This is a genomic window from Massilia frigida (assembly GCF_011682175.1).
Taxonomy (GTDB): Bacteria; Pseudomonadota; Gammaproteobacteria; order Burkholderiales; family Burkholderiaceae_D; genus Telluria_A; species Telluria_A frigida.
Map to the genome: position 1 here is coordinate 1 of NZ_WHJG01000047.1, position 25,037 is coordinate 25,037.

At 64.3% G+C, this 25,037-nt stretch carries 10 protein-coding genes and 1 pseudogene; 9 read left to right on the plus strand and 2 right to left on the minus strand.

What is annotated here, in order from left to right:
• The first annotated feature begins 57 nt into the window (after window positions 1-57).
• The 3 genes and pseudogenes from F2P44_RS29375 to F2P44_RS29385 all read left to right on the plus strand — a co-directional run bounded on the left by F2P44_RS29375 (window position 58) and on the right by F2P44_RS29385 (window position 4,775).
• Complete coding sequence (locus F2P44_RS29375; RefSeq protein ID WP_167092696.1) at window positions 58-939, plus strand: reverse transcriptase domain-containing protein; 882 nt, start codon at window positions 58-60, stop codon at window positions 937-939.
• A gap of 79 nt (window positions 940-1,018) precedes the next feature.
• Window positions 1,019-1,402: pseudogene (locus F2P44_RS29380) on the plus strand (IS4 family transposase); the annotation flags it as partial.
• A 340-nt stretch (window positions 1,403-1,742) separates the two neighbouring features.
• Complete coding sequence (locus tag F2P44_RS29385) at window positions 1,743-4,775, plus strand: beta-propeller domain-containing protein (RefSeq protein ID WP_167092730.1); 3,033 nt, start codon at window positions 1,743-1,745, stop codon at window positions 4,773-4,775.
• Between the two features lie 240 nt (window positions 4,776-5,015).
• Here the strand turns inward: F2P44_RS29385 and F2P44_RS29390 are convergent, their stop codons facing one another.
• Together F2P44_RS29390 and F2P44_RS29395 are read right to left on the minus strand one after the other, a co-directional pair.
• The gene (locus tag F2P44_RS29390; protein WP_167092733.1) at window positions 5,016-8,144 is read right to left on the minus strand and encodes a hypothetical protein; all 3,129 of its coding nucleotides are present in this window, start codon (window positions 8,142-8,144) and stop codon (window positions 5,016-5,018) included.
• Window positions 8,145-8,720: 576 nt separating this feature from the next.
• Window positions 8,721-9,983: a phosphatidylserine decarboxylase family protein gene (locus tag F2P44_RS29395; RefSeq protein ID WP_167092736.1), complete on the minus strand. Its 1,263-nt coding sequence runs from the start codon at window positions 9,981-9,983 to the stop codon at window positions 8,721-8,723.
• Between the two features lie 511 nt (window positions 9,984-10,494).
• Between F2P44_RS29395 and F2P44_RS29400 the strand changes: the two genes are divergently transcribed.
• From F2P44_RS29400 to F2P44_RS29425, 6 genes are read left to right on the plus strand one after another with little or no spacing between them, the layout of a single operon-like run.
• Window positions 10,495-16,008: a copper oxidase gene (locus F2P44_RS29400; RefSeq protein WP_167092739.1), complete on the plus strand. Its 5,514-nt coding sequence runs from the start codon at window positions 10,495-10,497 to the stop codon at window positions 16,006-16,008.
• Window positions 16,008-17,834 (plus strand): YncE family protein, encoded by a 1,827-nt coding sequence (locus tag F2P44_RS29405; protein ID WP_167092742.1) that lies wholly within the window; start codon window positions 16,008-16,010, stop codon window positions 17,832-17,834. Before F2P44_RS29400 ends, F2P44_RS29405 begins: the two co-directional genes overlap by 1 nt.
• A gap of 37 nt (window positions 17,835-17,871) precedes the next feature.
• Window positions 17,872-21,591: a LodA/GoxA family CTQ-dependent oxidase gene (locus tag F2P44_RS29410; RefSeq protein WP_167092745.1), complete on the plus strand. Its 3,720-nt coding sequence runs from the start codon at window positions 17,872-17,874 to the stop codon at window positions 21,589-21,591.
• Window positions 21,591-22,676 carry an NAD(P)/FAD-dependent oxidoreductase gene (locus F2P44_RS29415; RefSeq protein WP_229423825.1) on the plus strand — a complete coding sequence of 362 codons (1,086 nt, stop codon included), beginning with the start codon at window positions 21,591-21,593 and terminating at the stop codon, window positions 22,674-22,676. Before F2P44_RS29410 ends, F2P44_RS29415 begins: the two co-directional genes overlap by 1 nt.
• Complete coding sequence (locus tag F2P44_RS29420; protein WP_223165121.1) at window positions 22,673-23,713, plus strand: SCO family protein; 1,041 nt, start codon at window positions 22,673-22,675, stop codon at window positions 23,711-23,713. The genes F2P44_RS29415 and F2P44_RS29420 overlap by 4 nt, the downstream gene beginning before the upstream one ends.
• Window positions 23,710-24,939: a cytochrome c/ABC transporter substrate-binding protein gene (locus F2P44_RS29425; RefSeq protein ID WP_167092753.1), complete on the plus strand. Its 1,230-nt coding sequence runs from the start codon at window positions 23,710-23,712 to the stop codon at window positions 24,937-24,939. Before F2P44_RS29420 ends, F2P44_RS29425 begins: the two co-directional genes overlap by 4 nt.
• Window positions 24,940-25,037: the final 98 nt, after the last annotated feature.

Here is a 25,037-nt window from a genome sequence, read left to right on the forward strand (position 1 = left end):
CGGCATCATCTGCCTTAAAATGGATTCCTTGCGCTCTGCGGGATAACGATTCACAACATGTCTTTACTCCGCCCCCGGTGCGGTTTTTATGAATTAAATCACGCGACATCTATCCTGACACAGGGGGATCACTCGCTGTTACTGAAGGCCCTCGAAAAGGATGTGGAGTGCGAATGGGCCATGCTGTATATCAAACGCTGGCTGACGGCACCGCTGCAAATGGCGGATGGAACTTTGGTGGAGCGAAACCGAGGCACACCGCAAGGCGGCGTGATCAGTCCAGTGTTAGCCAACCTGTTCCTGCACTATACATTCGATGTCTGGATGAACAAACATTATCCAGGCGTTCCCTGGTGTCGGTATGCGGATGATGGACTGGCACATTGCAGGACCGAACAAGAAGCACTGGCCCTGATGGCGGCGCTCGATGCGAGGTTCGCGCAATGTCAGCTTCAAATGCATCCGGACAAGACCAAGATCGTGTATTGCAAAGATAGAGATCGCAAGAAGAAATATCCGGTGACCCAGTTCGATTTCCTCGGATACACATTCAGGCCAAGGTTGGCGAAGAACAGCAAACGAAATATCATGTTTGTAAGCTTCACTCCGGCGGTCAGCAACAAGGCGGTCAAAGCAATGCGTCAAACGACACGCAAGCGAAATTTCCGGAATCTTACGGATCTGAGCTTGGCCGATATTGCCCGGTCTTACAACCCGGTCCTGCGGGGCTGGTTACAGTATTACGGAAAATTCTGCCGCTCGGCGATGTATCCCGTGTTCAGGCATTTCAACATGACGTTGGTGGCTTGGGCGAGGAAGAAGTATCGCAGGTTTAAACATCACAAGACGCGGGCTTGTATGTTTCTCGATCAACTGGCGACGAAACAGCCGCACCTCTTCGTACATTGGCAGAAAGGAATGGTTGGAGGGTTTGCTTGATGGGAGCGGTGTGAATTGAGAGGTTCACGCACCGTTCTGTGAGAGGCCGGAGGGGCAGTTCCTCCGGCCGACTTGCCTATATTTCCATGTGTTGAAAAATGGCTGCGAAGTGGAAACCCTGCAACTGGGGGCGATTGATCGGGTCGAGCGAGCCCTGGCGCTGTTCATGGTCGTAGCTTGGCGGATCACCTACTTGATGCGCCTTGGAAGAAATTGCCCTGACCTTGATGCTACGCTGTTCTTCTCGGCTGACGAAATTCGCGGTACTTATTTGCTGTCGAAGACGCCAAAGCCGACGCAATCACCGCGCTTGAACGAGGTCGTCCGCCTGATTGCCCAGATTGGTGGCTTCCTTGCCCGCAAAAGCGATGGCGAGCCCGGCGTCAAGACCATCTGGCGAGGATTGGACCAAGTGATGACCGCAGCTCAAACATTGCAGGCACTACGGGAGGAAGGTGCCTGAGTTGTGTATAACGAGATGGGCATTGGCACACAGATCATCGAAGAGGCCAAGGCAGCCGTACCATTAGGCAGATCGATTGATGTGACATGCGAAGGTGAGAAGCGTATGGTCTTTTTTCGGCGGTGTGGATTTACCTTGCTAAAACACGACGATAGGTGCGATCTTTACCATATGCAATGTACGCCAACGGCCGTCGAGTAAAACAGTGAGCCAAGGAAAATCCGTCGTTCGTTCAACAACGCGATTGAACCTGTACAATTCCACGACAGATTGATTGTATTTATTCGCCATAATGTCCTGCCAGTATTTATTTTCTCCAAATACCCAACAGGACAATGCCATGCAACGACTATCTAGTAAGCACCTGCCTGCCGGAGTGACACTCTGCCTCGCGCTGTTCTTGAGCGCGTGCGGCGGCACCAGCGCTCCCCAGCCAACGCCGGAACCGGTCCCGCCTCCTCCCGCAGTGTTGAGCGGGCGCACCAGTTTCGTTTCGGCCGACAGCGGCGCCAACCAGCCCACCCTCGGCCTGGACGGCACGCTCAGGCTGACCGTCGCCGACTCCGCTGTCCCGCCCGCCGCCGTGCCCGTCGCCGCTGCGCCCACCCGCACCGTGCAGGAGGGCGACATTTTCCGCATGCTGGAGAACGGCAAATCCATTCTTAGCCTGAACCGCTTCCGCGGCCTGCAGATCATCGATATCAGCAACACGGCGAGTCCGCGCGTTATGGGCCGTGCCGCCATCAATGGCGAGCCGGTGGAAATGTACCGGGTGGGCAACCGCGTGTACATCTTGCTCAATAACTGGACCGAGTACAAGCGCATCGCCAAGGGGGGTGCCGAATCGCTCGATCAGTTCAGCGGCGGCGCCGTGATCACGGTCGATATTGCCGATCTGTCGGCCCCGAAAATTCTGGCCGCGGCGCGCGTGCCTGGCAACATTGACACCTCGCGCCTGACCAGCGGCGCCGGCAAGAATGCCTTGTACGTCGCTGCCAGCGACTACACCGCCTCGGTGATGCCGATGGATGTCGTGCCTGCTACGTCATCCTTGTATTACCCGGCAGTGAGCAAGACGCACGTCCTGAGCTACAGCATCAACGAACAGGGTCAGCTGATCAGCAAATCGACCCTGCAGCTGGGCGGCAATGTGCACGCGGTCCAAGCCTCGGGCGATCGCCTGATGGTTGCGCGCGCGGCCGACGACCTGGGTCGCCAGAGCGGCTCGCGGGTGGCGCTGATCGATATCTCCAGCCCGGATGGCGTGATGGTCCAGGGCGCCGATGTGGGCGTCAGCGGCGTGGTGCAGAAGAAGACCAATATGCACATGCACGGCGACGTGCTGCGCGTCGTGTCCGGCAACTGGTGGTCCTCCGGCGCCAATGTGAATCATGTCGAAACCTTCAATATGGCCGACATCGGGCGTCCGAAGCCCATCGACCACGACACCTTCGGCGCCGGCCAGCAGTTGTTCGGCACCTCCTTCTTCGCCGACAAGGCATTCTTCGTGACCTATTTGCGCAAAGACCCGTTCCACGCGTTTTCGATCACGCCTGACGGTACCATGAAGGAAGAGAGCGAGTTTATCGTCTCTGGCTGGAACGATTTCTTCGTGCCGGTGCAAAACCAGACGCGCTTGATCGGGGTGGGCCACAACGACGAGAATGACCGGCGCAGCCTGGCCATCAGCCTGTACGATGTGACCGACCTGAAGAACACCAAGCCGCTGCTGATGCGCGCCGACGTCGATCTGGCCAACAGCTGGTCCCAGGCCAACTGGGATGACCGCGCATTCACCGTGCTGGAAAACGCCGCGAACGCCATCGCTCCCGATGGCAAGACGCGCGAAACCGGTCTGATTCTGCTGCCCTTTACCGGCTTCAATGCCAACACCCGGGAAAACAGCGCCGGCGTACAGATCTTCACCTTCTCCGCCAGCACCGTCACCCGGCGCGGCATCATGAAACAGGACACGGAAGTGCGGCGCAGTTTCATGGGCGATACGGCCAATAACCTGGCGGCCAATCTGTCCGACAGCGAGCTGTCCCTGTTCAGCATCGTCAATGCCGACTCGCCGCAAGTCAAGGGCCGCCTGCCCCTGGCGCCGAACTATGGTCAGTTGGTGCTGTTCAAGAATGTCGACGTGCGTTATCACGTCAACGACAATCAGTGGTGGTCAAGCACTGCGGCCCGCACCGATCAGGTGGAACTGGTACCGCTGGCCGATCCGGATGGCGCCGCGCCCTTGTCCAGCATCACGGTACCGAGCAACGCCAAGCTCTACAACGTGGCCGAGAAGCTGGTCGTCGTGTCCAGCGCCGGCGGAAACGATGGCACCGTGAACACCACCATCACCACCTACGACCTGGCCGATGCCGCCAAGCCGGTGCGGCTCGGTTCGCTCACCACCACAGAGCTGGCGCAGACCAACATCTATCCGATGATGGGTCAAGCCATCTGCCCCATGATCGGGCCGTGCGGTGGCTGGTACGGCACGCCCGATGCCACCGTGGTGGGCAATGCCCTGGTATTTGCCACCCAGGTAACACCGATCCTGTTGCGCGGACCGCAGCCTGCTGCCGCTCTGGCCATGAGTTCGCTGCCTTACGGATATTATTCCTCCAGCTACACGCTGCACGTGCTCGACTTGAGCAAGCCTGCGCAACCTGTGCTGCTGCCAAAAATCGCCATGGCCGAGAATGAACAGGCCGTCGGCCTGGTCAAGAGCGGCAACGCGGTGTGGGTCAATTACAAGCAAGCCGAGGCAGTTACGGGCAGCGGCCAGGCGCAGGCGAAATACTTCGTCAAGGCGCTCGACGTATCGAACGCCAGCGCCCCCAAACTGGGCAGTGCCATCAACGTGCCGGGTCGGGTGATGGCCGTCGTTGGCGACGTCATGTATACAGTGGACGAGTCCTGGGGCGACAAGACCGTGACAAACTCGGTCAATATGCTGATCGTGCGTGACAATCTGGCATATCTGCAAGCATCCCAGGCGCTGGGAGGGCAGTACGCGCGCGACCTGAGCATCGAGGGCAAGAACCTGGTGCTGGCCCTTGCCGAGAATGGGACCGGCAAGAACGCGCTGGCGGTCATCGAGGTGGGCAGCCAGTCGCTGACCCGCAAAGCCACGCTCGATGTGCCCTTCTACCCGATGCTGCATGATGCCGGTCCGGGCAAGGTGCTGGTACAGGCCGGCTATGGTTTCCTGCTGTATGACGTGAGTACCGCGGCCCCGTTCGCCCAGGCATTTTTCCCGACCGCCAACTGGGGCGCTCAGGTCAGCGTACTCGGCAAAGACATTTATGTGCCCGCGAACGCCTACGGCATCTATCAGTTCAACCTCGATACGGTTAATTTGAGCAAGCCGTAAGGCAAGCAGGCGGCGCCCCCGCGCCGCGTCAAGCAGCACCCTTCAGGGTTCTGTCGCATTGTTGGACGAACGACGGAATTTCCCGGCGTCCCGCATCGTGCCGCTGCCGAGGAGGAAAGACATGATGAGCCAAGAAAATAAATTGCATCGTGCTGCGGCGTGGTTCGACAAAGCGGTCGCCTCATTGCCGCCAGCATACAAGGCACTGCTGGCCGGCGCTGCGTTCTCGGCGCTAAACGATCACGGGACCGTGAAGATGGTATTGGAGGAGACCGGCTGTAGCTCAGCTGATGAACTGATGGAGGCTGCGGGAATCTTTCTTGATCTTCGGGGGTTGTCTAGTTCTTGCGATTGGCAAAGCCAGCTCCGGATAGTCGTCCAGTCCCAGCCGCTTGACGAAATAGTTGTCGAAAACAGCAGGGTGACTTCCGCGCAGCATGGCCCGGATGGCCTTGAACGCGACCAGTTTCGAGACATGCGTCCCTGCCCGGTAGGGCGCGTCACCGCGCTTTGTTCGAAGCGCGCGCGGTCCAGCGTGTCGTTCTCAAGCCCCCAATGGAGCATGCCGCCGGCATTGAAGCGGCTGTTCCAGTCGGCAAGGGCGTCCAGGATCTCCCGGAACAGCCCCAGGGATGCGGGCGTGCGGAATCCGACGGGCTCGATCATCACTGAGAAATTTCCGAACTGTTGCATCCCCATCAAGGCCTGGGTCGGAGGGCAAACGCGGATTGAAACGTAGCCGAGCAGCGGAGCGGCTGCGGGTCGCGCCAGCCGGTCGATGATCTCCGACTGCAGAAAACTGAACGCGATGTCGGCGGGCAGGGCAATCTCCACCCCTTTGCCCGGCAACCCTTCGTCGGTCCAACCGATCGCACCGACCTTGTAGCTCAGGCCGGTCAGGTCGGACACGTCCTTCGCCACCGTCCCCATCAATGTATTCAACAGACCCGTGAGGAGATCGCCCAGGAAGGCCCGCTTGCGGCTCTCCTCGCCGCGATGCAGCTCATTCAAAACCAGCTGAGCATTGACCGTCGACAGCGCGGTGGCCAACAACGGCGGCCGCTCCAGGAGAAAGGTCAGCAGTCGTCCCAACTGGGGGATGTCGTTCGGTATATCCGTGACACTGCGTCCGTAGTTCAAAAAATCCATGATACGCGCAAGCATCTCGTCGTTGACGAGGCGGAAAATACTCGCTTCGTGATTGGTCATTTCCCTGCGAAACGATTTTTCGTACTGCCCGATCGACACGTTCAGCTCGTTCGGCTCCCTGGGCAGTCCCGCGATCACGCGGCGGTTGATGATCCAGCATTGCTGCGTGATCGGATTGAGCGCGAGGTCGACATAGACGTTCTCCCTGCGCGCAATGCCCGTACCGTTGCGCGCGCCGTCCAGGAGGAAATCCAATAACCGTCGATTCGCCGCTCCGTTGCGGGCCCGTAGTTGACCGTCTTTCACTTGCGCTGCGTTCAGCAGCTGGTGCCAGGTGTCGATGCGCTTGACCTTTTGCTGAATGGCGTAAGCCGGCACCACCTCCAGCACAACGGAGTAAATCACGCCCATGGTGCCCATCGACACGGTGACGGCGCGCAATACGTCTTCGGCGATGTACGTCTGCCCGCATTCGGAATGGGTCCAGGCGCCGGCGATGAAGTGGGCGGAATCGATGTTGGGGTAGACCGCCGCGAGTGCGGACTGTTCTGCGATCGTCTCGCTGCCCTCGATCCACCACTCCACGCCGCCCGGGCCGACCAGATGGATCGCCTTCACGCGATCCATGAGCAAGGGCCACTTGAACTCGCCGCCATGCGTCGCGGTCGACAACGTGCCGGCCAGGGTGGCGCCCGGGGACCCGCCACTTGCCTGGATGGCGAGTCGGGGCTTTTGGTGATCGAGCAGCAGGTTGAGATCCGACATGGTGATGCCCGCCTCGACGTGAAAAAAGTGCCGGCCCGCGGCCGCGCTGGCCCGGGCGTGGCTCGATAGCAGCGCGCTGAGCCCGGACTGCAACGACGAGGCGAGGCGACGCGTATCGATGATCGACGCATTGGGCCTGCCGGCTGGCAGGGTGAATCCGCTGCGCACCTCGTGTGTGAGCCGGTCCTGATTCCAGCTGGTCGACACGATGCGGTCGCGCACCACGGTGTTCGGATGATTGTCGAAGGGAACCTCCCGATAGCTGTCCGGCGCGCCTTCCAGTAGCCGGCGTACCGGCTGCTTGCCGCCGATGCCGCGCTTCTCCATCGACACGTTGTCAATGGCCGCAGCGGTATCGAAAGGCAGCGCGGCATCGGTGAACGACCAGCCTCCACCGACGGCCTTGGTTTTCTGGTTGGGGGATAGCGAAGCGACATATGCGACCAGCGCTTCGAGAGTATCTGGAATGAATTTTTCGTGGGCGACATAGCCGTACTTCCAGCCCCAGTTTTGCCACCACTCGCCGCTGACCTCGGTCCCACGGCAGAACAATGGCGCGTCGACCCATCGTTCATTGCGCACCATCGGGCTTTCATGGCGGGGCTCCCGTTCGACGAGCCGTCCGCCCCAGAAGGTCACTTCCGTGTTGTTGTCGCGCAGCTTGCGCACCGTGATGTTGTTGCCTTCGCGGGTTTCAAAGAAAGCCCGACAGCCGCGCTCGACCACACTCTCGATGGTGATCGGGCCGCACGCGCGAAACTCGATCATACAGTTGTCGCCAAGCTTGTCTCCCACCCGGATCTCGCCCCCCGACCTGGCAAACACGTGGCAGGCGTTGTTGATGTGACGGTCCCCAGAGCCGCCGGTCACCCCGATCAGGATGTCGCGCGCGGCATTCAGGAAAACGACGGTGTTCTCGTCGATCTTCCCCGCAGCCGTAATGCCTCCTCGAAGCGTGTCGATGGTCGCGTTGCAGTTGTTGTCTATCTTGCCGCCGATCGACACGTCGGCCACGGCCCTGAGCTCGAGCACGCTGTTATTATCGATCTTGCCCCCGATCGACACCGCGCCACCCGACTCAATGACAACGCGGCTGTTGTCGTCAACGTCTCGGGCGACAGTGACATCGCCGCGCGCGTCGAGCTTTACGTTGCAGTGGTTATTGATCACGTCCCCCACCGAGATCGCGCCGCCGGCTTCGACCTGTACCGTGCAGTTATTATCGATCTTTCGCGCGCCGCTTTCTCCTTCCGTGCCAATCCGCACGTCGCCCGCGGCGATCAAGGTCACCGTGCAGTTGTTGTCTATCTTGCCTGAGATGATGACATTCCCGCGCCGGCTTTGGAGGGCCACATGGCAGTTATCGTCGATCTTCCCGTGCAAGAAAATGTGGTCATCGTTGGCCATCTCGACGTTTCTGTGACTCTCGATGGTTGTCAGGTGCAGGTCAGCCATATCGCCTCCTATCGCAATGCAAGGTCGCCACGCCAATGCGCCGGGGCGATGGCTGGCAAGGTTTTTCCCGAACGGGTACGTGTAAAACCCGCTGTGCGCGTGGCCTGCGAGTGCAGGTCGCCGATGACGCGAGTGCTATGTTTCGACATGCGTTTCGCCTGGCAATTCCCAGCTGCGCGATGCGATTCGTCGTCGATTGTAGGGTCGAACGGATGGCAAACGCGTGAGCGGGCGCAAGCGTGGGTGCGTGGCGGCGCCGGCAGGACGGCGGTGGCCGATCGGAGATCCGCACCAAGTGGTGACGCTGAACACTCACCAGTTCATGCACTTGATTTTGAAGCCCGGCACGATTGGCCAGGCGGCCTGGGAAAATGGCTTGCGAGCAGTGGGGTCTGAGGCGCTCGCCTTCACATAAGGTCATTGCGACATGGCGCCGCGAGGCAGGGCCGGCGGCGAGGACGGCAATGCCGGCCGTGGTGGCGGGGCGGCCCGAGCGCTGCTGTCCGTCAATCGGCGCGGGATCGTTGGCAAGCGGGACCAACCGGCGTCGGCCCCGCCGTCGATTGCTATCGGCCGCTATTTGACGCGTGCAATCTGGGAATTGATCGGAATGCTTGTCGAATGCAGGCCGGGGCGGTTGCCGTCCAGGTTGAAGTCGAGCTCAACGCCGGGACGGAAAATCAGGCAATGGGTCGAGCCGCCGAAGTGGAACATACCCAGTTGCTGGCCCTTGCGCACCTGCTGCCCTTCGTACACCGTGATCTGGCAGGTTGATACCTCGGCCATGCCGACCGCCATGAAGCACATCAGGCCGATGGCCGGGTTGTCCGCTTCGATGAACACCAGTGCCCGCGTGGCCACTTCGGTGATGTAGGCCTGCGAATCATTCGGGCCCGAGTCATCCTCGCCCTCGGCCGGCGTTTCCGAATAATAGGTGCCGTCGATCACGACCGCCTTGACGATGCGCCCATTCACCGGGCTGTGCCAGCGGTGGTAGCTCAGTGCGTCCAGGAAGGCCTGGTAGACCGTGCCGCCGTCGAACTGGGCAACCCGGCTATCGCCATCGAGCATATGGGTCAGCGAATACGGCTGGGCCTTGATCCAGAAGCGGTCGATCTGCCTGACGCCGCAGGCAAGCCGGTACGGCGCCGATTCGCAGGCGTTGGTGATGACGCTATCGTCGTCGGGCGCGGCGACCGGGCGCTGGCCCTCGCGAAATTGACGGGTGAAGAAGTCATCCCAGGACGTGAAGCCATAATACGGCGCGCTCGGGTCGCACACGAAGTGCTCGGCGAAATCGGGCATCGCGGCCATCGCGGCGGTGCCCAGCCAGCCGGTGCACGGATCGTCATTGAGGATGTAGCGCGAATCGGCCGAGCCCAGGAAGCGCGCCCATTCGTTGAGGACGCGCTTGAATTGGCGGTTGACCTTCTCGTTCAGGAAGGCGGCAAAGCCGCCCGGCGTGTCCATCGACCAGTCCAGGATGGCGTTGATCGGAAAGCCCACCAGGCCGCTCGTGTTGAATTCCGGGGCCTCGGTGAGGATCGCATTAATCATCTGCAACATGACATGGTAGGAGCGCACTTGCGGGCCGCCGGCCGGATTGTGGCGAAAGCGCTTGGAGTGCGGCACCTCACTGAGCATCTGGTGAAACAGCATGTAGATGGTGGCGTCGCCTTCGATCAGTTGCTTGAATTCTTCCATGATGGGCAACAGCGGGACCGGGTTGGCCGTGGCCTGCGCCAGGCGCTTGCCGATCCAGGCGTCGAGAATGCGCTGGTCCGAAGGCAGCCATTGGCCGACGCGGTAGGGATGGGATGGTGCGGTTGATGCGGACATCTTCATTCTCCTCAAGTGGTCGAACGAGCGGCGCCGGCGCTACCGGGAAGCCGGTTTCGCTGCGCAACTGGGACGGTGGAGCCAAGACGGGATCGATGCGAGACGCGCATCGCGGTGGGTAAAACTTGTGAAATGCTGCCTGCAAATATATACCCAAAAAACGCCGTTGAAATCACAAATGGCCGCCTCTTCCTTATTTTTTTGATAGCGTTGTTTTGCGCACTCTGTTGTCAATAATAACTTGCCACGGCCATGGAACTGCCGCATTCTCGATTTCGCCATTTGTAAATTATCTTGCAAAAATCAACAAAACCATATTGGTCGGAAGCAAGTTTTTCTTTGCCTGCCGTGTGCGCGCCCGCGCATTCGCGGGCACTCGGCCGGGCTGGACGGTTGTTGATGTTGTCTGATAGGTAGCAAAAACATCGTTGCCGGCCTGCCTGGGCGCCATCGCACCAAGTAATGCTCCGCAACGTTCGCGCTGGGATGACATCGCCAAAAGGAGCGTCTCGTGGGCAAATTGAGCAAATTCGGCACTATCTGGGCAGTCGGTCTGTCGGTGGCTTGCGCGGCCCAGGCGGCACCCGCTTCCTGTCCCCGCACCGTGACGGCAGCGGTCGTGGCGATCGACCAGCCGATGATGATCAACCGCTTGGGTGCCGCCCGCCCTGGCGGCATGATCTACGCCTTGCGCAGCGATGTCGTCGTCAAGGATGCCAGCGCCGGGCTGGTTCCCGGCAATGTGATGTTGCGCAAAGACAAGCGGCCAAGGCCGATTGTGTTGCGCGTCAATGCAGGCGATTGCCTCACCATCGAATTTGACAATTTGCTGGTGGGTGCGGCGCACGATCTGCAGCCATTGACCCGCGCGGCCTCGATCCACGTTGCTGGCTTACAAGCCGTCAAGGGCATCGGCGATGACGGCATCAATGCCGGCCAAAATCCGAACCCGGCCGACGGCGGCCCGCTGGTTGCACCGGGACATCGCACCACGTATCATCTTTACGCGCCGGAAGAGGGCTCGTTCCTGCTCTACAGCACTGCCGGCGATTTCAACGGTTTTGGCACCGACCAGCTGACCATGGGCTTGTTCGGGGCGGTCAATGTCCAACCGAAGAACGCCGAATGGTACCGCAGCCAGGTCAGCGAAGAGGATATGCGCCTGGCCACCCAGGGCCACGCGCCCAACAGCAAGCTGCCGATCATCAATTACGACGCGCTGTATCCGGCCGGCCATCCACGCGCCGGCACGCCCGTGCTGAAGATGCTCGACAGTAAAAACCGGCTCGTGCACAGCGACTTGACGGCGGTGATCACCGGACCGAAGCACGGGCGCTTCTTCCCGCCGCCGGCCGGCGCGCCCGCTAATCCAGCCCTGCCGGACCAGGGCGCGCCCTACCGCGAAGTGACGGTCCATTACCACGAGTCGCAAGATGTGGTGCAGGCCTTCCCCTGGTTCTCGCAAACGAAGAACCTCTCGAGCACGACGCTCAACGCCGGCGCCGACAGTTTCGCGATCAACTACGGCGCGGCCGGCATTGCGGCCGAAATCCTGGCCAACCGCATGAAGCTCGGCCCGGGCGCCGATTGCGACGAATGCAAATTCGAGGAGTTCTTCCTCTCGTCGTGGGTGGGCGGCGATCCCTCGATGGTGGTCGATGTGCCGGCCAACAGCCCGTGCACCACCGGGCAGCTGGAAGAGTACGCAAAAACGTTGCCCAACTCGTTGAAGCCGCCGTGCGAGCCAGGCAAACCGGCCGCAGCCCGTGCCAGCAAAGCCTATTTCCCGGACGATCCGTCGAACGTGTATCACAGCTACCTGGGCGACCGCGCGCGCTTTCGCATCCTGCACGCGGGCGCCGCCGTGCACCACGTGCACCATCACCACGCCCACCAGTGGCTGCAAAGCGCGGGCAGCGACGTCAGCGCCTACCTGGACAGCCAGGCCATCGGACCGGGCGCGTCGTTCACACTGGACCTGGTCTACGACGGCAGCGGCAACCGCAACCTGACTGCCGGCGACTCGATCTTCCATTGCCACTTCTATCCCCATTTCGCTTCCGGCATGTGGGCCTTGTTCCGGGTCCACGACGTGTTCGAGGCGGGCACGCCGCTGACCGACGGGCGCCCGACCCCGGGGGCGCGCGCCTTGCCGGACCCGGAAATCCTGCGCGGCACCCCGATTCCGGCCGTGCTGCCCTTGCCAACCCGGCCGATGGCGCCGTGGCCGGCCCCGGTCGAGATCAGCAATGGCCAGGTGAAACTGGGTGAAGGCGGCGGCAACCCCGGCTACCCGTTTTTCGTGCCCGGCCGCGCTGGCCACCGCCCACCCCATCCGCCAATGGACTTCGCGGTCGACGGCAAGGAAGTGCTCGACGGCGGCTTGCCGCGCCACCTGATTACCCAGGCCAAGGTGAAGCATGAAGCGCACACCACCCTCGATTTCAGCAAGGACCTGGGCTGGACCCAGGCCGTCGAATTGCCCGAGGACGGCACGCCGGCGGAGAAGGCCGCGATGGCGGCCCATGCGCAAAAAACCATCGCCACCTTCCTGCCGGACGGCACGGCCGGGCGCTTCAAGATGAATGGCTTGCCGCCGGCGCCGGGCGCGCCGTTCGCCAACCCCGGCCTCGGCGTGGATGGCAAGGTTCGCCACTACCGCGGCGCCAGCTTGCAGGTCGATGCCGTGTTCAACAAGAAGGGCTGGCACTACCCGCAACAGCGCATGATGGCCTTGTGGGGGGACGTGAAAGATATCCTGAGCGGCGAAAAACCGCCCGAGCCGCTGTTCTTCCGCGCCCACAGCGACGACGTCGTCGAATACTGGCACACCAATCTGGTGCCGGCCTACTACGAGCTGGACGATTTCCAGGTGCGCACGCCGACCGACATCATCGGCCAGCATATCCACCTGGTCAAATTCGACGTGCTGGCCTCCGATGGCGCGGCCAACGGCTTTAACTATGAAGACGGCACCTTCAGCCCGGAAGAGGTGCGCGGCCGGATCGACGGCATCAACCAGGCCGGCGGACTGCTGCCGTACGGCGGCGGCAAACCGCGCTTGCTGCGCTCCAAGGCGATCGCCGCGCTGGGCTGCGGTCCGCGCGCCGCCGCCGACGCCAGGCCCGACTGCGGTAACGTGCCGCCAGCCCAGCGCCAATGGCTGGGAGCCCAGGCCACCGTGCAACGCTGGTGGGTCGATCCCTTGCTCGACCGCAGCGGCACCGACCGCACCTTCATGACCGTGTTCACGCACGACCATTTCGGACCGTCGACCCACCAGATGACCGGCCTGTACGGCGGCCTGCTGATCGAACCGGCCGGCTCGACCTGGACCATGCTGGACGGCAGTCCGATGAATAGCGCACCCGGCGGACCGGGCCGGCGCGCCGACGGCGGACCAACCAGCTATGCGGCCAACATCCTGCCCAAGGGCGGGCAGCGCGCCTACCGCGAATTCGCGCTGGCCTGGGGCGACTTGCAACTGGCGTACGGGCCGGGCAGCCGCGCGCAGCCCGATTGCTACCCGGGTCAGGTTCCAGCATTTTTCCAATGCAAGCCCTTGGCGCCAGGCGCCGAATACCGCGGCTGGGCCGACACGGTGCATGCGATAAATTGTCCGGGCTGCCCGCCCGCCAGCCCGCCAGCGAGCCCGAAGCCGTTTCTGATCAGCGACTTCGGCCCTGGCATCGTGTCGATGAATTACCGGGGCGAGCCGCTGCCGCACCGCGTGGCCCCTTCGCCCGTCACGCCCATCACGGGTGGGGTGGAAACCGATCTGGCCCATGTGTTGCGCTCGATCCCGCGCAGTGATGCCACGATGAGCAGCCAACCGGTTGGCGGCGCCAGGATCGATCCCGCGTGCACGGGCGACTGCTTGAGATTCCCGCGCCGGCCGATCAGTGCCGGCATGAACCCGGCCGATCCGTATACGCCGTTGTTGCGCGCCTACGAGGACGACCCGGTCCAGATCCGCATGCTGGTCGGCTCGCACACGTCGATGCACGACTTCACCATGCACGGCCTGAAGTGGCAGCATGCGCCGTTCGATCCGAATTCCGGGTTTCGCAACAGCCAGTTCATGATCTTGTCCGAGCACTTCGAAGCCTTGTTCACCGTGCCGCGCACTGCGGGCGAGCACGGCGCCGATTATTTGTACAATCCAAGCGCTTCCTATGAAGGCTTGACCAACGGCGCCTGGGGCTTGTTGCGCGCCTACCGCAAGGCGACGCCGGATCTGGCGCCATTGCCGGGCAACTTGACACCACCGCCGGCGCTGGCCACCGGGCTGCCGCGCGATCTCAAGGACGATTGCAGCCTGGGCCTGCCTTGCCTGCGCCAGTTCAATGTCTCGGCGCTGACGGTCAAGCAGCTGCTCGGCGAGAAGGGCACGCTCGCCTACAACGAGCGCGGCATCAATGTCGGACCAAACACCTACGATAGCAGCCATCCGTTGAACGATCCCAACGCCATCGTCTATGTGCGCGACGAGGATCTTCTCGACGGCGGGCGCCTGCGCCCGGGCGCGGCGCTCGAACCGCTGGTGTTGCGCGCTGCCGCCGGCGACTGGATCAAGGTGCGCCTGAGCAATCGCGTCAATGGCGATGACAGTGTGTTTAAAAAGAAAGAATCGGCGAGCCGGCCGGACGGCACCACCGCCTATTCGGCTGGCTATGCCGACATTATGATGAGCACCTCCTCCAGCGTGGGCCTGCATCCGCAACTGCTGGCCTTTGACATTACCTCGTCGAACGGCGCCAACGTGGGCAACAACCCGGTGCAGACGGTGCCGCCGCGGGACCCGGCGTGCAGCGGTTGCGCCGTGCCTTTCCGCGACTATCTCTGGTACGCCGGCACCCTCGAACGCGGTGCCGACGGCGATCTGCGCGCAACGCCGGTCGAATTTGGCGCCGTCAATCTGCAGCCGGCCGACCCCTTGATGCAGGCCTACCGCGGCCTGTTCGGCGCGATCGTCATCGAGCCGAAGGGCGCGACCTGGGTGGAAGACCCCGGCACCCGCACCTCGGCCACCGTGTTCGCCGCCGACGGTGGCGTGTTCCGCGATTTCACGCTGATGTTCCAGAACGATATCTCGATGGAACTCAATGGCAATCCGCTGTACGACGCGGGCATGCCGCTGTCGGCCTTTAACTACCGCAGCGAACCGTTTTTCTATCGCTACGGGGTGAACGCCGCAGCCGGGTTAAAAGCCGGCACGGCGCCACCGGCTTCCTGGTATGACTTGCAAGCCACCGATCTGGCAAATATGGGCTTCATCTCGTACTCGGCAATCGACACCAGCGGCGCCGTCTCGAACGCGCTGACGGGAGGCGATCCGGTGACACCGGTCTTCCGCGCCCCGGCCGGCATGCCGGTCCGGTTTCGCGTGTTGCACGCGCCCGGGATCGGCGACAACCAGCAAGTGTTCGAGTTGAGCGGACACCAGTGGCAGGAGCAGCCGTATCTCGACCGCTCGACCAGAATCGGCCACAACCCGCAGTCGGCCGTGACCGGTGCCACGACCGGGGTTGGCCCGACCTCGCACTTCGATATCGTTATTCCCCAGGCCGGCGGGCACTTCAAGACGGCGGGCGATTATGTGTACCGCAGCGCCACCGCCGCCCAGTACCAGGCGGGATTGTGGGGCTTGTTCCGGGTCGCGCCGGGCGCTGCCGGCGCCATCCTGCCCGACACCATCGCCATCGACCCCGTCCGGCCGAGCGGGGCCGGCTACCAGATCAGCGGAACGGTCACGGTGCGCCCGGCTGCCGCGCCGGGCGAACGGGTACGCACCAGCAGCCTGACCTTGAGCGACACGAACGGCTGGCAGGCCAGGGTGCCGGTCGATCCTCAAGGGCGCTGGACCTACAGCGCCAGCGCCGCGCTGCCCGACACCGTGCTGGTGGCCTCGCCTTTCGGCGGCCAGGCCCGTTATGGGGCCGCGCCAGCCGCATCAAGCCCGCCGTTGACGCGGTCCGCGGCCACGTTGCGCTCGTCGCCGCGCCGTCGCGGCGCGCTGAAATAATGGGGCGCCGCGCGATGCTGCTGGCGGCCGCCTGCCTGCTGTCGGGCGCACTGCTGGCCCAGCCGGTGCCGCTGGGCCAGATCGAGCCCGAGGGCGTGCGTGTGCAACTGAGCGCGTCGGGCGCCTTGCGCGACGGCGCCGATGTCGGCTTCACCTTGCGCCTGCTCGATAGCCAGGGAGCGCCGCTGCGCGGTGCGCGGCCGGCCGCGTGGCTGGACCGGCAGCGCCCGGGCAGCGCCGGCGACGTCGGCGAGTGCCGGCGCAAAGCCTCGCACTTCGTCGGCGGCAACTGGTTCGACACCCCGGCGCTCGACCTGAACGCCTATTACGTGCTGGCCCTGAATGCGGAGCCATCGATCTCGGTGATCAATCCGCTCAGCGGGTTTGGCGGCTCGAAGTTGCTGGCACTGGTCGAATTGAAGGCGCCCGGGGCCGACTGGCTGCAAGAGGGCGAGCGGGTGCTGGTCTCGATGCCGGAGGCTGGCGCGGTGGCGCTGGTCGATACGCGCAGCTGGAAAGTGCTCGCCAACACGCAGGTCGGCGCGCAGCCGGCGCGCCTGGCGCGCCAGCCCGGCCGCGGGGGCCGCGTCTGGGTCGCTAGCGCCGGCGGTGTCGCCGTGCTCGACAGCACCGACGGCACGCTGGCCGCGCGCATCGACACGGGGGCAGGCCCGCACGAGATTGCCTTCAGCGACGATGGCGCGGTCGCCTTCGTCAGCAACCGGGGCGCCGGCAGCGTGACCGTGATCGATGCCTTGGCGCTGCGCCAGCGCGCGGTGGTCGCGACCGGGCCGGCGCCGGTGGCGCTGGCCTGGTCGGGCGCTGCGCGGCTGGTCTATGTGGCCGATAGCGGCGACGGCAGCATCGTCGCCCTCGACAGCGGCGGGCGCGTGGCCGCACGCCTGGCCGGTGCGCCCGGCGTGAACGAACTCGGTTTCGTGCCCGGGGGCCGGCTGGGGCTGGTTCTCAACGGTCAGACCGGCGAACTGCAAGTGCTCGACACCGCCAGCAACCAGATCGTCCAGAGCGCCCAGATCGGCAACGGCCCGGACCAGCTGGCTTTTTCCGGGCGCATGGCATACATCCACCGCCAGGGCGGGCCCGAGGTTCACATGGTCGCGCTCGACGGCCTGGGGCGCAGCGGCGAAGCGATCAAGGTAGCCAGTTTCGCCGGCGGCCAGCTGGCGCCCGGCCAGCGCAGCAGCCTGGCCGGCGTGATGGCGGCGGCGCCCAATGGCGACGCCATGTTGCTGGCCAATCCGGCCGACCGCAGCATCTACTATTACAAGGAAGGCATGGCCGCGCCGCTCGGCGCGTTCCGCAATTACGGCCGCACGCCGCGCGCGCTGATGGTGGTCGATCGCAGCCTGCAAGAGCGCGACCCCGGACAGTACCGGGTCGACACCCGGCTTCCGCCAGCCGGCGCCTACCAGCTGGTGATGTACCTGGACCAGCCGCGCGTGCTGCACTGTTTCGCGCTCGATATCGCCGCTGCGGACGGGGTCCGGCCGGCGCGCCAGCTGGCGGTGGCGCTCGAACCGGGGCAGGGCGCGCTGACCGCGGGCCGCACCCAGCGCCTGCGGCTGCGCGTAGGCGCCGCCGGCGAGCCGGCCAGGCTGGCGCCGGCGGGCGACCTCGAAGTGCTCATTTTCGACGCGTCCGGCATCTCGCAAACGCGTTTGCTGGCCAGCGCCCAGGGCAACGGGGCCTACAGCGTCGACTTCGCCGCGCCCGCGCCGGGCCTGTACTTCATGCATTTCCAGGCCCCCTCGCTGGGCCTGCGCTGGGCCGATCCGGCCCGGCTGGTCTTGACTGCCATCGAATGAACCAACCACCACAACCGAGTCGCAACAGGAGAGCCGCGTGAGCGCACATCGAGATCCCAGGAGCACCAGCAGCCCCGCAGCCGGGCCGGCGATTGCCTATTGCCGCATCCACCCCGGCCTGGGCATCGCCCGCGTCGGCAACAGCCCGGACGGCTACTATTGCGGCCCGGAGTCGCCCGGCGAGGTGGTCGATCCGCCCGGCGGCTACAAGGATGCCGATGGACGCATCAAGCGCCAGGCCGCGCGCTTTCGCATTTACGCCTATGACGCCAACGACCAGCCGATCCGCGAATTGACGGCGGCCGACGCCAGCATCACCTGGACCGTGCACCTGGCCAACCGCAAGGCGGTCAACAATATGTTCCTGGGACGCTTCTGGCAGAGCCAGTATCCCGATTTTTATGAAAAGGACCCGGACGCTGCGCCGCTGCGCAACCAGCAAATCCCGGCCGGTTCGCCCGAGCGCGAACGGCTGGTGATCGACCCGGGCCCGCGTTCGATCGGCGGCACCGATCCCGCCGTGCGGGTCAGGTTCGACGGCGGCACCATCGGGCCGTTGCCTTACACGGTGTTGATGCCGGCCCCGGGCGGCGCCGATCCGGACTGGGTGCGAGGCAGCCGTGACGGCTACATGAACATCAAGGCATCGGACGTGCTGCACAATCAAGCGCCGCCGCTGCAAACGCAGTATTGGACGCCGGGCGAAGTGATCAAGCCGGTGGCGCAGTCGCCCAAGGTCGAGGTGCCGCTGGGCGAATTGCGCACCGATAGCGATGGCCGCTTGCTGGTATTGGGCGGCGCCGGCAAATCGGGCTCGCTGATTCCGAACAATCCGATCGGCTTGCTGAACGTGGGCAGCGCCTTTGCCAATAACGATTACTGGTATGACGATGTCTCCGATGGCCCGGTCAGCGCCACCGTGGTGCTGCATGACGGCACCAGCGTGACGCTGAAGGACCAGGCCTGGGTGCTGTGCGCCGTGCCCAAGTTCGTGCCAGCGGCCGAAACCCTGACCACGCTGTACGATATTGCGCGCGAAGCGGTGGGCGCCGCCTCGCAGAGCGACGCGGTGTCGTTCATGCGGGACGTGTATCCGATCCTGAAGCGGCTCGACACCTTCACCTGGCTGAACAAGACCGCGAATCGGGGCCATGGCAGCGACACGGCCCAGGGTTCGTTCATGGGCGCGAGCAATCCGGTGTTCCTGGCGCTGGCGTCGAACAGCAACGAGGAGCCTTTCCGCGATGCGCGCGGCCATGTGTTCGGCCGCCTGCGTCCGCCCAACCTGGTCGCCGCCAATGTGGATGCACAAGATACGCCGGAAACCCTGCGCTACGCGAACGACAGGTTCATGCCCCAGATGTCGGGCGATGGCGGCGAGGCGACCATGCTGGCCGACGCGTCGCTGAACACGCCGCTGCCGCTCAGCGGCGTGTATGTCACCTGGCTCACGCTCAGCCCGGTGCAATACGCCAAGATGAAACGCTGGGCCGAAGGCGACTTCATCGCCGACTGGCAGGGCGAGCCAGCCGCGGCGCCGCCGCTGTCGTCCTTGCCCGTGGCGCAACAACCGGCCGCGCTTGACCGCGCCGCGCTCGAACCGTGCGTCGGCGGCGCCTTCTATCCCGGCATTGAAATGACCTATTTTTCGCGTGAGGCGAGTACCTGGGCTGGCCTGTACCGCATTAACCCGGCCACGCCGCCGGGCGGCCTGACCATGCACATGGCCTTGCCATGGCAGGCCGATTTCTCGGAGTGCAACACCTATTGGTGGCCGGCCCAGCGTCCGGACGACGTGGTGCCGGTCGGGACGCTGGATGCCGGAGTGGCATCGGACGACGGGATCAACAAGGAACCCTTGTCGTCAGTGCTGGCCAAGCGCGTTCCTTGGGCGCGCGGCTTGCCGACCGCGCCGCCCGACATCGACAATGCCATGGTCGAACATTGGAAAGACCTGGGTTTCGTCGTGCAAAAGCAGGTCGACGGACAACGCGTGATGATCGAGACGGAGCGCTCGCCTTACTTTGGCAGCACGATGCGCGACTTCTTCTACTACCTGATGAATATCGCGTCGTACGGCGATTTCCTGCCGCGCGCGCACAGCCTGGTGGGCGAATTTCTCGAGAAAGCCTGGCAAAATCAGGAACTGGCAGATCATGACGAAGTCTGGAAGTTCTTTCCTTTTACGAAGGATAGCTTCGACGCGCGCCTCGACCTGATCTACGACAATTTCGTGCGCGACGCCAGCCTCAGTTCAGCCCGGCAGCAGTACCTGGTCGCGCAGAGCAGCACCGCGCACCAGAGTTACCTGAGCAACAGCCGCGCAAGCGTCATCAACAGCATCTTCCAGATGGCGCCATTCAACCAGCTCGATGGCGCCTGGCTGCGCGGCATCACGCCGGACGGCCCGATCGGCTCGATCGATTCCATGATGTTCAGCATCCGCATGGACGAGATGGGCGACGGCAACGTGGAACAGAACCACGCCAACGTCTACACCGACTTGCTCAAGAGCTTGAACATCTACCTGCCGGACTTGCATACGCGCGAGTATGCGGACAATCCGGACCTGTACGATTCGGCTTTTACGCAGCCCGTGTTCCTGCTGGCGATCTCGCAGTTCGGCGATGAATTCATGCCGGAACTGCTGGGCATGACCTTGTACCTGGAATGGAGTGCGATCGGCCTGCTCAGCTCTGTCGACCAGATGAAAGCGCTGGGCATCAATCCCCTGTATTACGCGCTGCATCTGGGGATCGACAATGCCAGTGCCGGCCACGGGGCCATCGCCAAGGCTTGCGTCGAGATGTACCTCGACCAGGTGCGCGAGTCGGAAGGCGAAGCGGCCATGCAGCAGGTCTGGAAACGCATCTGGACCGGGTATGTGGCGTTCGGCACGCTGGGAACGCTGGGCGACGACATGGCCAACGCCAGCACCAGCCCGCCAACGCCGGAAGACCGCGTGGTGGCGATGATCCAGGCCAAGGCGCCGTATGCCAGCCGCGCCCACCGCGAAAAAATGCTCGGGCCGAACCTGATCAACGACTGGATGCTCGACCCGTTCGGCCTGCTGCAAGAAATGCAGAAGGCCGGCCTGGTCGTGCCGGGGGATCTGGAGCACAGCACCATCCTCCAGCTGATCAGTTTTAACGGGCCGATGTACCACGTGTTCTCGGCCGCGGAGCAAAAGCTGTGGCAGGACTATATCCTGTATCTCGGGCAGACGCCGCCGGTGGACACCGATATTGCGCATTGCATGCACTCGACCATCAATTTCATGCGTGAGCGCCAAATGGGCGTCAGCGGACACCGGGTCAAGCTGGAAGGCCCGGATCCGCTTGGCGCCGATCCCGCCGCCAAGGACGCGCCACTGGTATCGATGTCGATCCAGGAATGGTTCGCCCTGGAGGACAACGACGCCCTGATGCGCGCGCTGGCGTGCGAACGCAACGGCTGGGTGCGGCGCTACGATCCACTCAACAGTCCGTTGGTGACCAGCATGCTCGCCGGCAACGGCGCGATGGCGACCGCGTTCCAGGCGATCCCGGCAAATACCGGTGGCGCCAGCTACAAGAGCATCATCGTGCAGTGGATCGGGATGGGCTGTCCGGTGGGCGCGATGGCGCGCAGCGTGCGTCTGGCCGCCAAGGCGCAGCTACCGGTGGTGCCGAATGCGGGCAAGGTGTCGACCAACTACCTGTCCAAGGGCAAGGAGGGGCGGCCGCACCGCATCTGGGGCATGGGAACGCCGCATTGATGGCGCCCTGTGACGCCGATGTGGCGGTGATTGGCGCCGGGCCGGCCGGCGCGGCCGTGGCGCTGTTGCTGGCGCGCGCAGGGCATCGCGTGCTGCTGGCCGAGCGCGACACCGGGCCGCGGCTGGCGGTTGGCGAATCGGTCGGTCCGGGCATCCGGGTCGCGCTCGAGCGCCTTGGCGTGTTCGATGCGTTCCTCGCCGATGGCCATCTGGAATCGCTGGGCAATATGTCGGCCTGGGGCACACCGGAGGCGGCTGGACGCGACTTCCTGTTCAGCCCCTACGGCAATGGCTGGCATCTGGAGCGCGGCCGCTTCGACGCCACCCTGCGCAGGCAGGCGCAGTTGTGCGGCGCGATGCTGCATGGCGCGACCCGGCTGGAACAGCTTGCGCGCGCGGCTGGCGGCTGGCGTTTGCGGCTGGCGGGCCCCGACGGTCCGCTGGACTGGCACACGCGCTTCGTGGTCGACGCGACCGGGCGCCGCGCGACGGTGGCGCGGCGCTGCGGCAGCGCGCGCCGTCCGCTTGATCACCTGGTCGGGGTCGTCACCTATCATGGCGCCGGCAACAAGGTGCAATGCCGTACGCTGATCGAAGCCGAACGCGATGGCTGGTGGTACTCGGCGCCGCTGCCAGAGGCACGCCTGGTGCTGGCGTACATGACCGACGCGGGCCGGCACACGCGCCGCGCGCTGGCCGGGCCGCCCCGGCCGGACAGTGCGCCGCTGACGCATGCCCGCCTGGTACAGCACGGCGGCCAGGCCGAAGCAGCGGCTGCCATCGTGCCGGCCTACAGCGCCTGCCTGGCGCAAGCGGCCGGCGCCGGCTGGCTGGCCGTGGGCGACGCTGCCGCCAGTGTCGACCCGCTGTCGTCGCAGGGCATCGTGAGCGCGCTCGAGCAGGGACTGGCCGCTGCCGGCGCGCTCGCTGCCGCCCTCGGCGGCGACGCCAGCGCCATGCCGGCCTACGCGGATCGGATCAGCAGCATGTATGCCGATTACCTGGTGCAGCGCGCTCACTATTACCGGCGCGAACAGCGCTGGCCGGATTCAGACTTTTGGAGGCAACGATGGGTAAATGCATGAACGCACAGTGGCTGTGCATGGGGGTATTGTGGTGCTGTGCGCTGATGGCGCACGCGGCGCCGAAGGCGGTGCCGGAAGCATCCTTGCTCGATCAGGATGGGCGCCAGGTGGCGTTCCAGCGCGACCTGGTCAAGGACAAGACCGTGATCGTCAATTTCATTTTCACCAGTTGCACCATGATTTGCCCGACCCAGGCAGCCACGATGCGCGAGGTACAAAAGAGCCTGGGCGCGCGGGTCGGGAGCGATATTGCCCTCATTTCGATCAGTATCGACCCGGCGGTCGATGTGCCGGCCCGCCTGAAGGCGTTTGCCCAGCGCTTCGACGCCGGGCCGGGCTGGCACTTTGTCACTGGCCGCAAGCCGGAAGTCGATTCGCTGCTGGCGGCGCTGGGTGCGGGCGGCGCGGCGCCGGCCGAGCATAGCGGCCTGGTATTGGTGATCAACGACAGCGTCGGCAGCTGGACCCGGCTCGAAGGCCTGGCGTCGGCGCCCGAGATCGTGCGCGCGGCGCAAAAGGCGGCCGGGCCGGTCAAGACAGGGCGCGATATGGCGGGCACGTATTTCACCAATTTGCCGCTGCTGACGCAGGATGGGCGGGCGGTGCGCTTTTACGACGACATGTTGAAGGACAAGGTGGTGCTGATCAATTTCATGTTCACCACCTGTGCTGGCATTTGCACGCCGATGACAGCCAATCTGGCGCGGGTCCAGGCCTTGCTGGGAGAGCGCGCCGGACACGAGGTGCACATGGTGTCGATCACGGTCGATCCCGGCACCGACACGCCCGCCGTCTTGCGCGATTTCGCGCACCGTTTCCAGATCAAGCCGGGCTGGACTTTCCTGACTGGCAAGAAGGAGAACGTCGATTGGGTGCGCTACAAGCTCGGCGGCTACAACGGCGAACAGATCGATGATCACAGCACCATTCTGCTGGCCGGCAATTTGCGGACCGGTGAATGGAAAAAGCTGATGGCGCTGGGCGCGCCGGCCGAGATCGTGGCGGCGGTGGTGCCGATGCTGGGCGCGCAGCCGTGAAACCTGGCCGCGCCGTGCTGGCTGTGTGCCTGCTCGGCTTGAGTGGCTGGGCCGGGGCACAGGCGCCGGTGGAACGCGGACGTTTGGCGTACCAGAGCGGTGCGGCCGCTTGCGCGCGCTGCCATGGCCGGCACGGCGAAGGGCGCCGCGAAGGGTCTGTCGCGGCGCCTGCCTTGCAGCGTTTTGCGGGGCAGAAGGCCGGCCTCGATGAACTGCGGCTGGCCGTCAACGACGGTCTTTCCGCAGGACGCGCACTGCATCCGCTGATGCCGCGCTACCGCTTCGATGCCGGTGCGCTGGCCGACCTGTCGGCCTATCTCGACGTGCTCGGCAGCGAGGCTGATGCCGATCCCGGCATCGGTTCCGATACGCTGATGATCGGCGCGCGGCTCGATGCGAGCGTGGTACCAGCCGTGCAGGCGTGTTTCGCGCAAATCAATGGCGCTGGCGGCATCTACGGCCGCCGCCTGGTGCTGCAGCTTGATCCGGGCGCAGCCGTCTTCGCGATGCTGGGTTGGGGCAGGGACGTGCCGCCTGCCACGCCATCGATCGCGCCTGATGCGGGCACTGGCGCCGCCGCGTTCGGCTTGTTGCCGGGCAGCGCGGCGCAGGCGCGCTTCATGCTCGATCAGGTACTGGCCGCAGCGCCCAAAGGCGCAACGCTGGCATTGTCGGCCGCCGCCGGCACCGAGCCCGATACCGTGCGGGCTTTACAGGCGCGGGCCGTGGCGCGTGGTTTCACATTGGTGCCGCTCGCCGCTGTACACGCGCGTGGCAATGGCGCAGTTGCCGTATTGTCCCTGGGTGACGGCGCCCATCTGGCAGGGGTTGCGCACAAGGTAGCGGCGGTGCCCATTTATGCGCTGGCGATGCAGGCCGGCCGCACGGTGTTCGTGTTGGCCCCGCACGCGGCGCGCCGCCTGCGCCTGGTCGCGCCGGCCGCCTTATCCTATCCCGGCGCCGCGCGGCCAGTGCAAGAACGCCTGGCGCTCGGCGCGGTCGCGATCCTGGTCGAGGCACTCAAACGCAGTGGCCGCAGGCTCGACCGCGAGACCTTCGTTCATGCCATCGAGCAGATGCGCGGCTTTGACGTTGATGGTTTGCCGGCCATGCGCTTTGGCCCGAACCGGCATGTGGGCGCGGCCGGCATGCTCATGGTGAGAGTGGATCCGGAGCGCCGCTCGTATCTTCCGTACACCGATGTGTCGGAGGAAAACGATCACTGATGCGCCCCCAGCAGCGTCCCGCATCAGCCAATGTGCAAGGGGCGCTGCCAGCGCGTTCGCCAGTGCCCCTGTGGCATCGTTGACTTGTTGGCAATCTC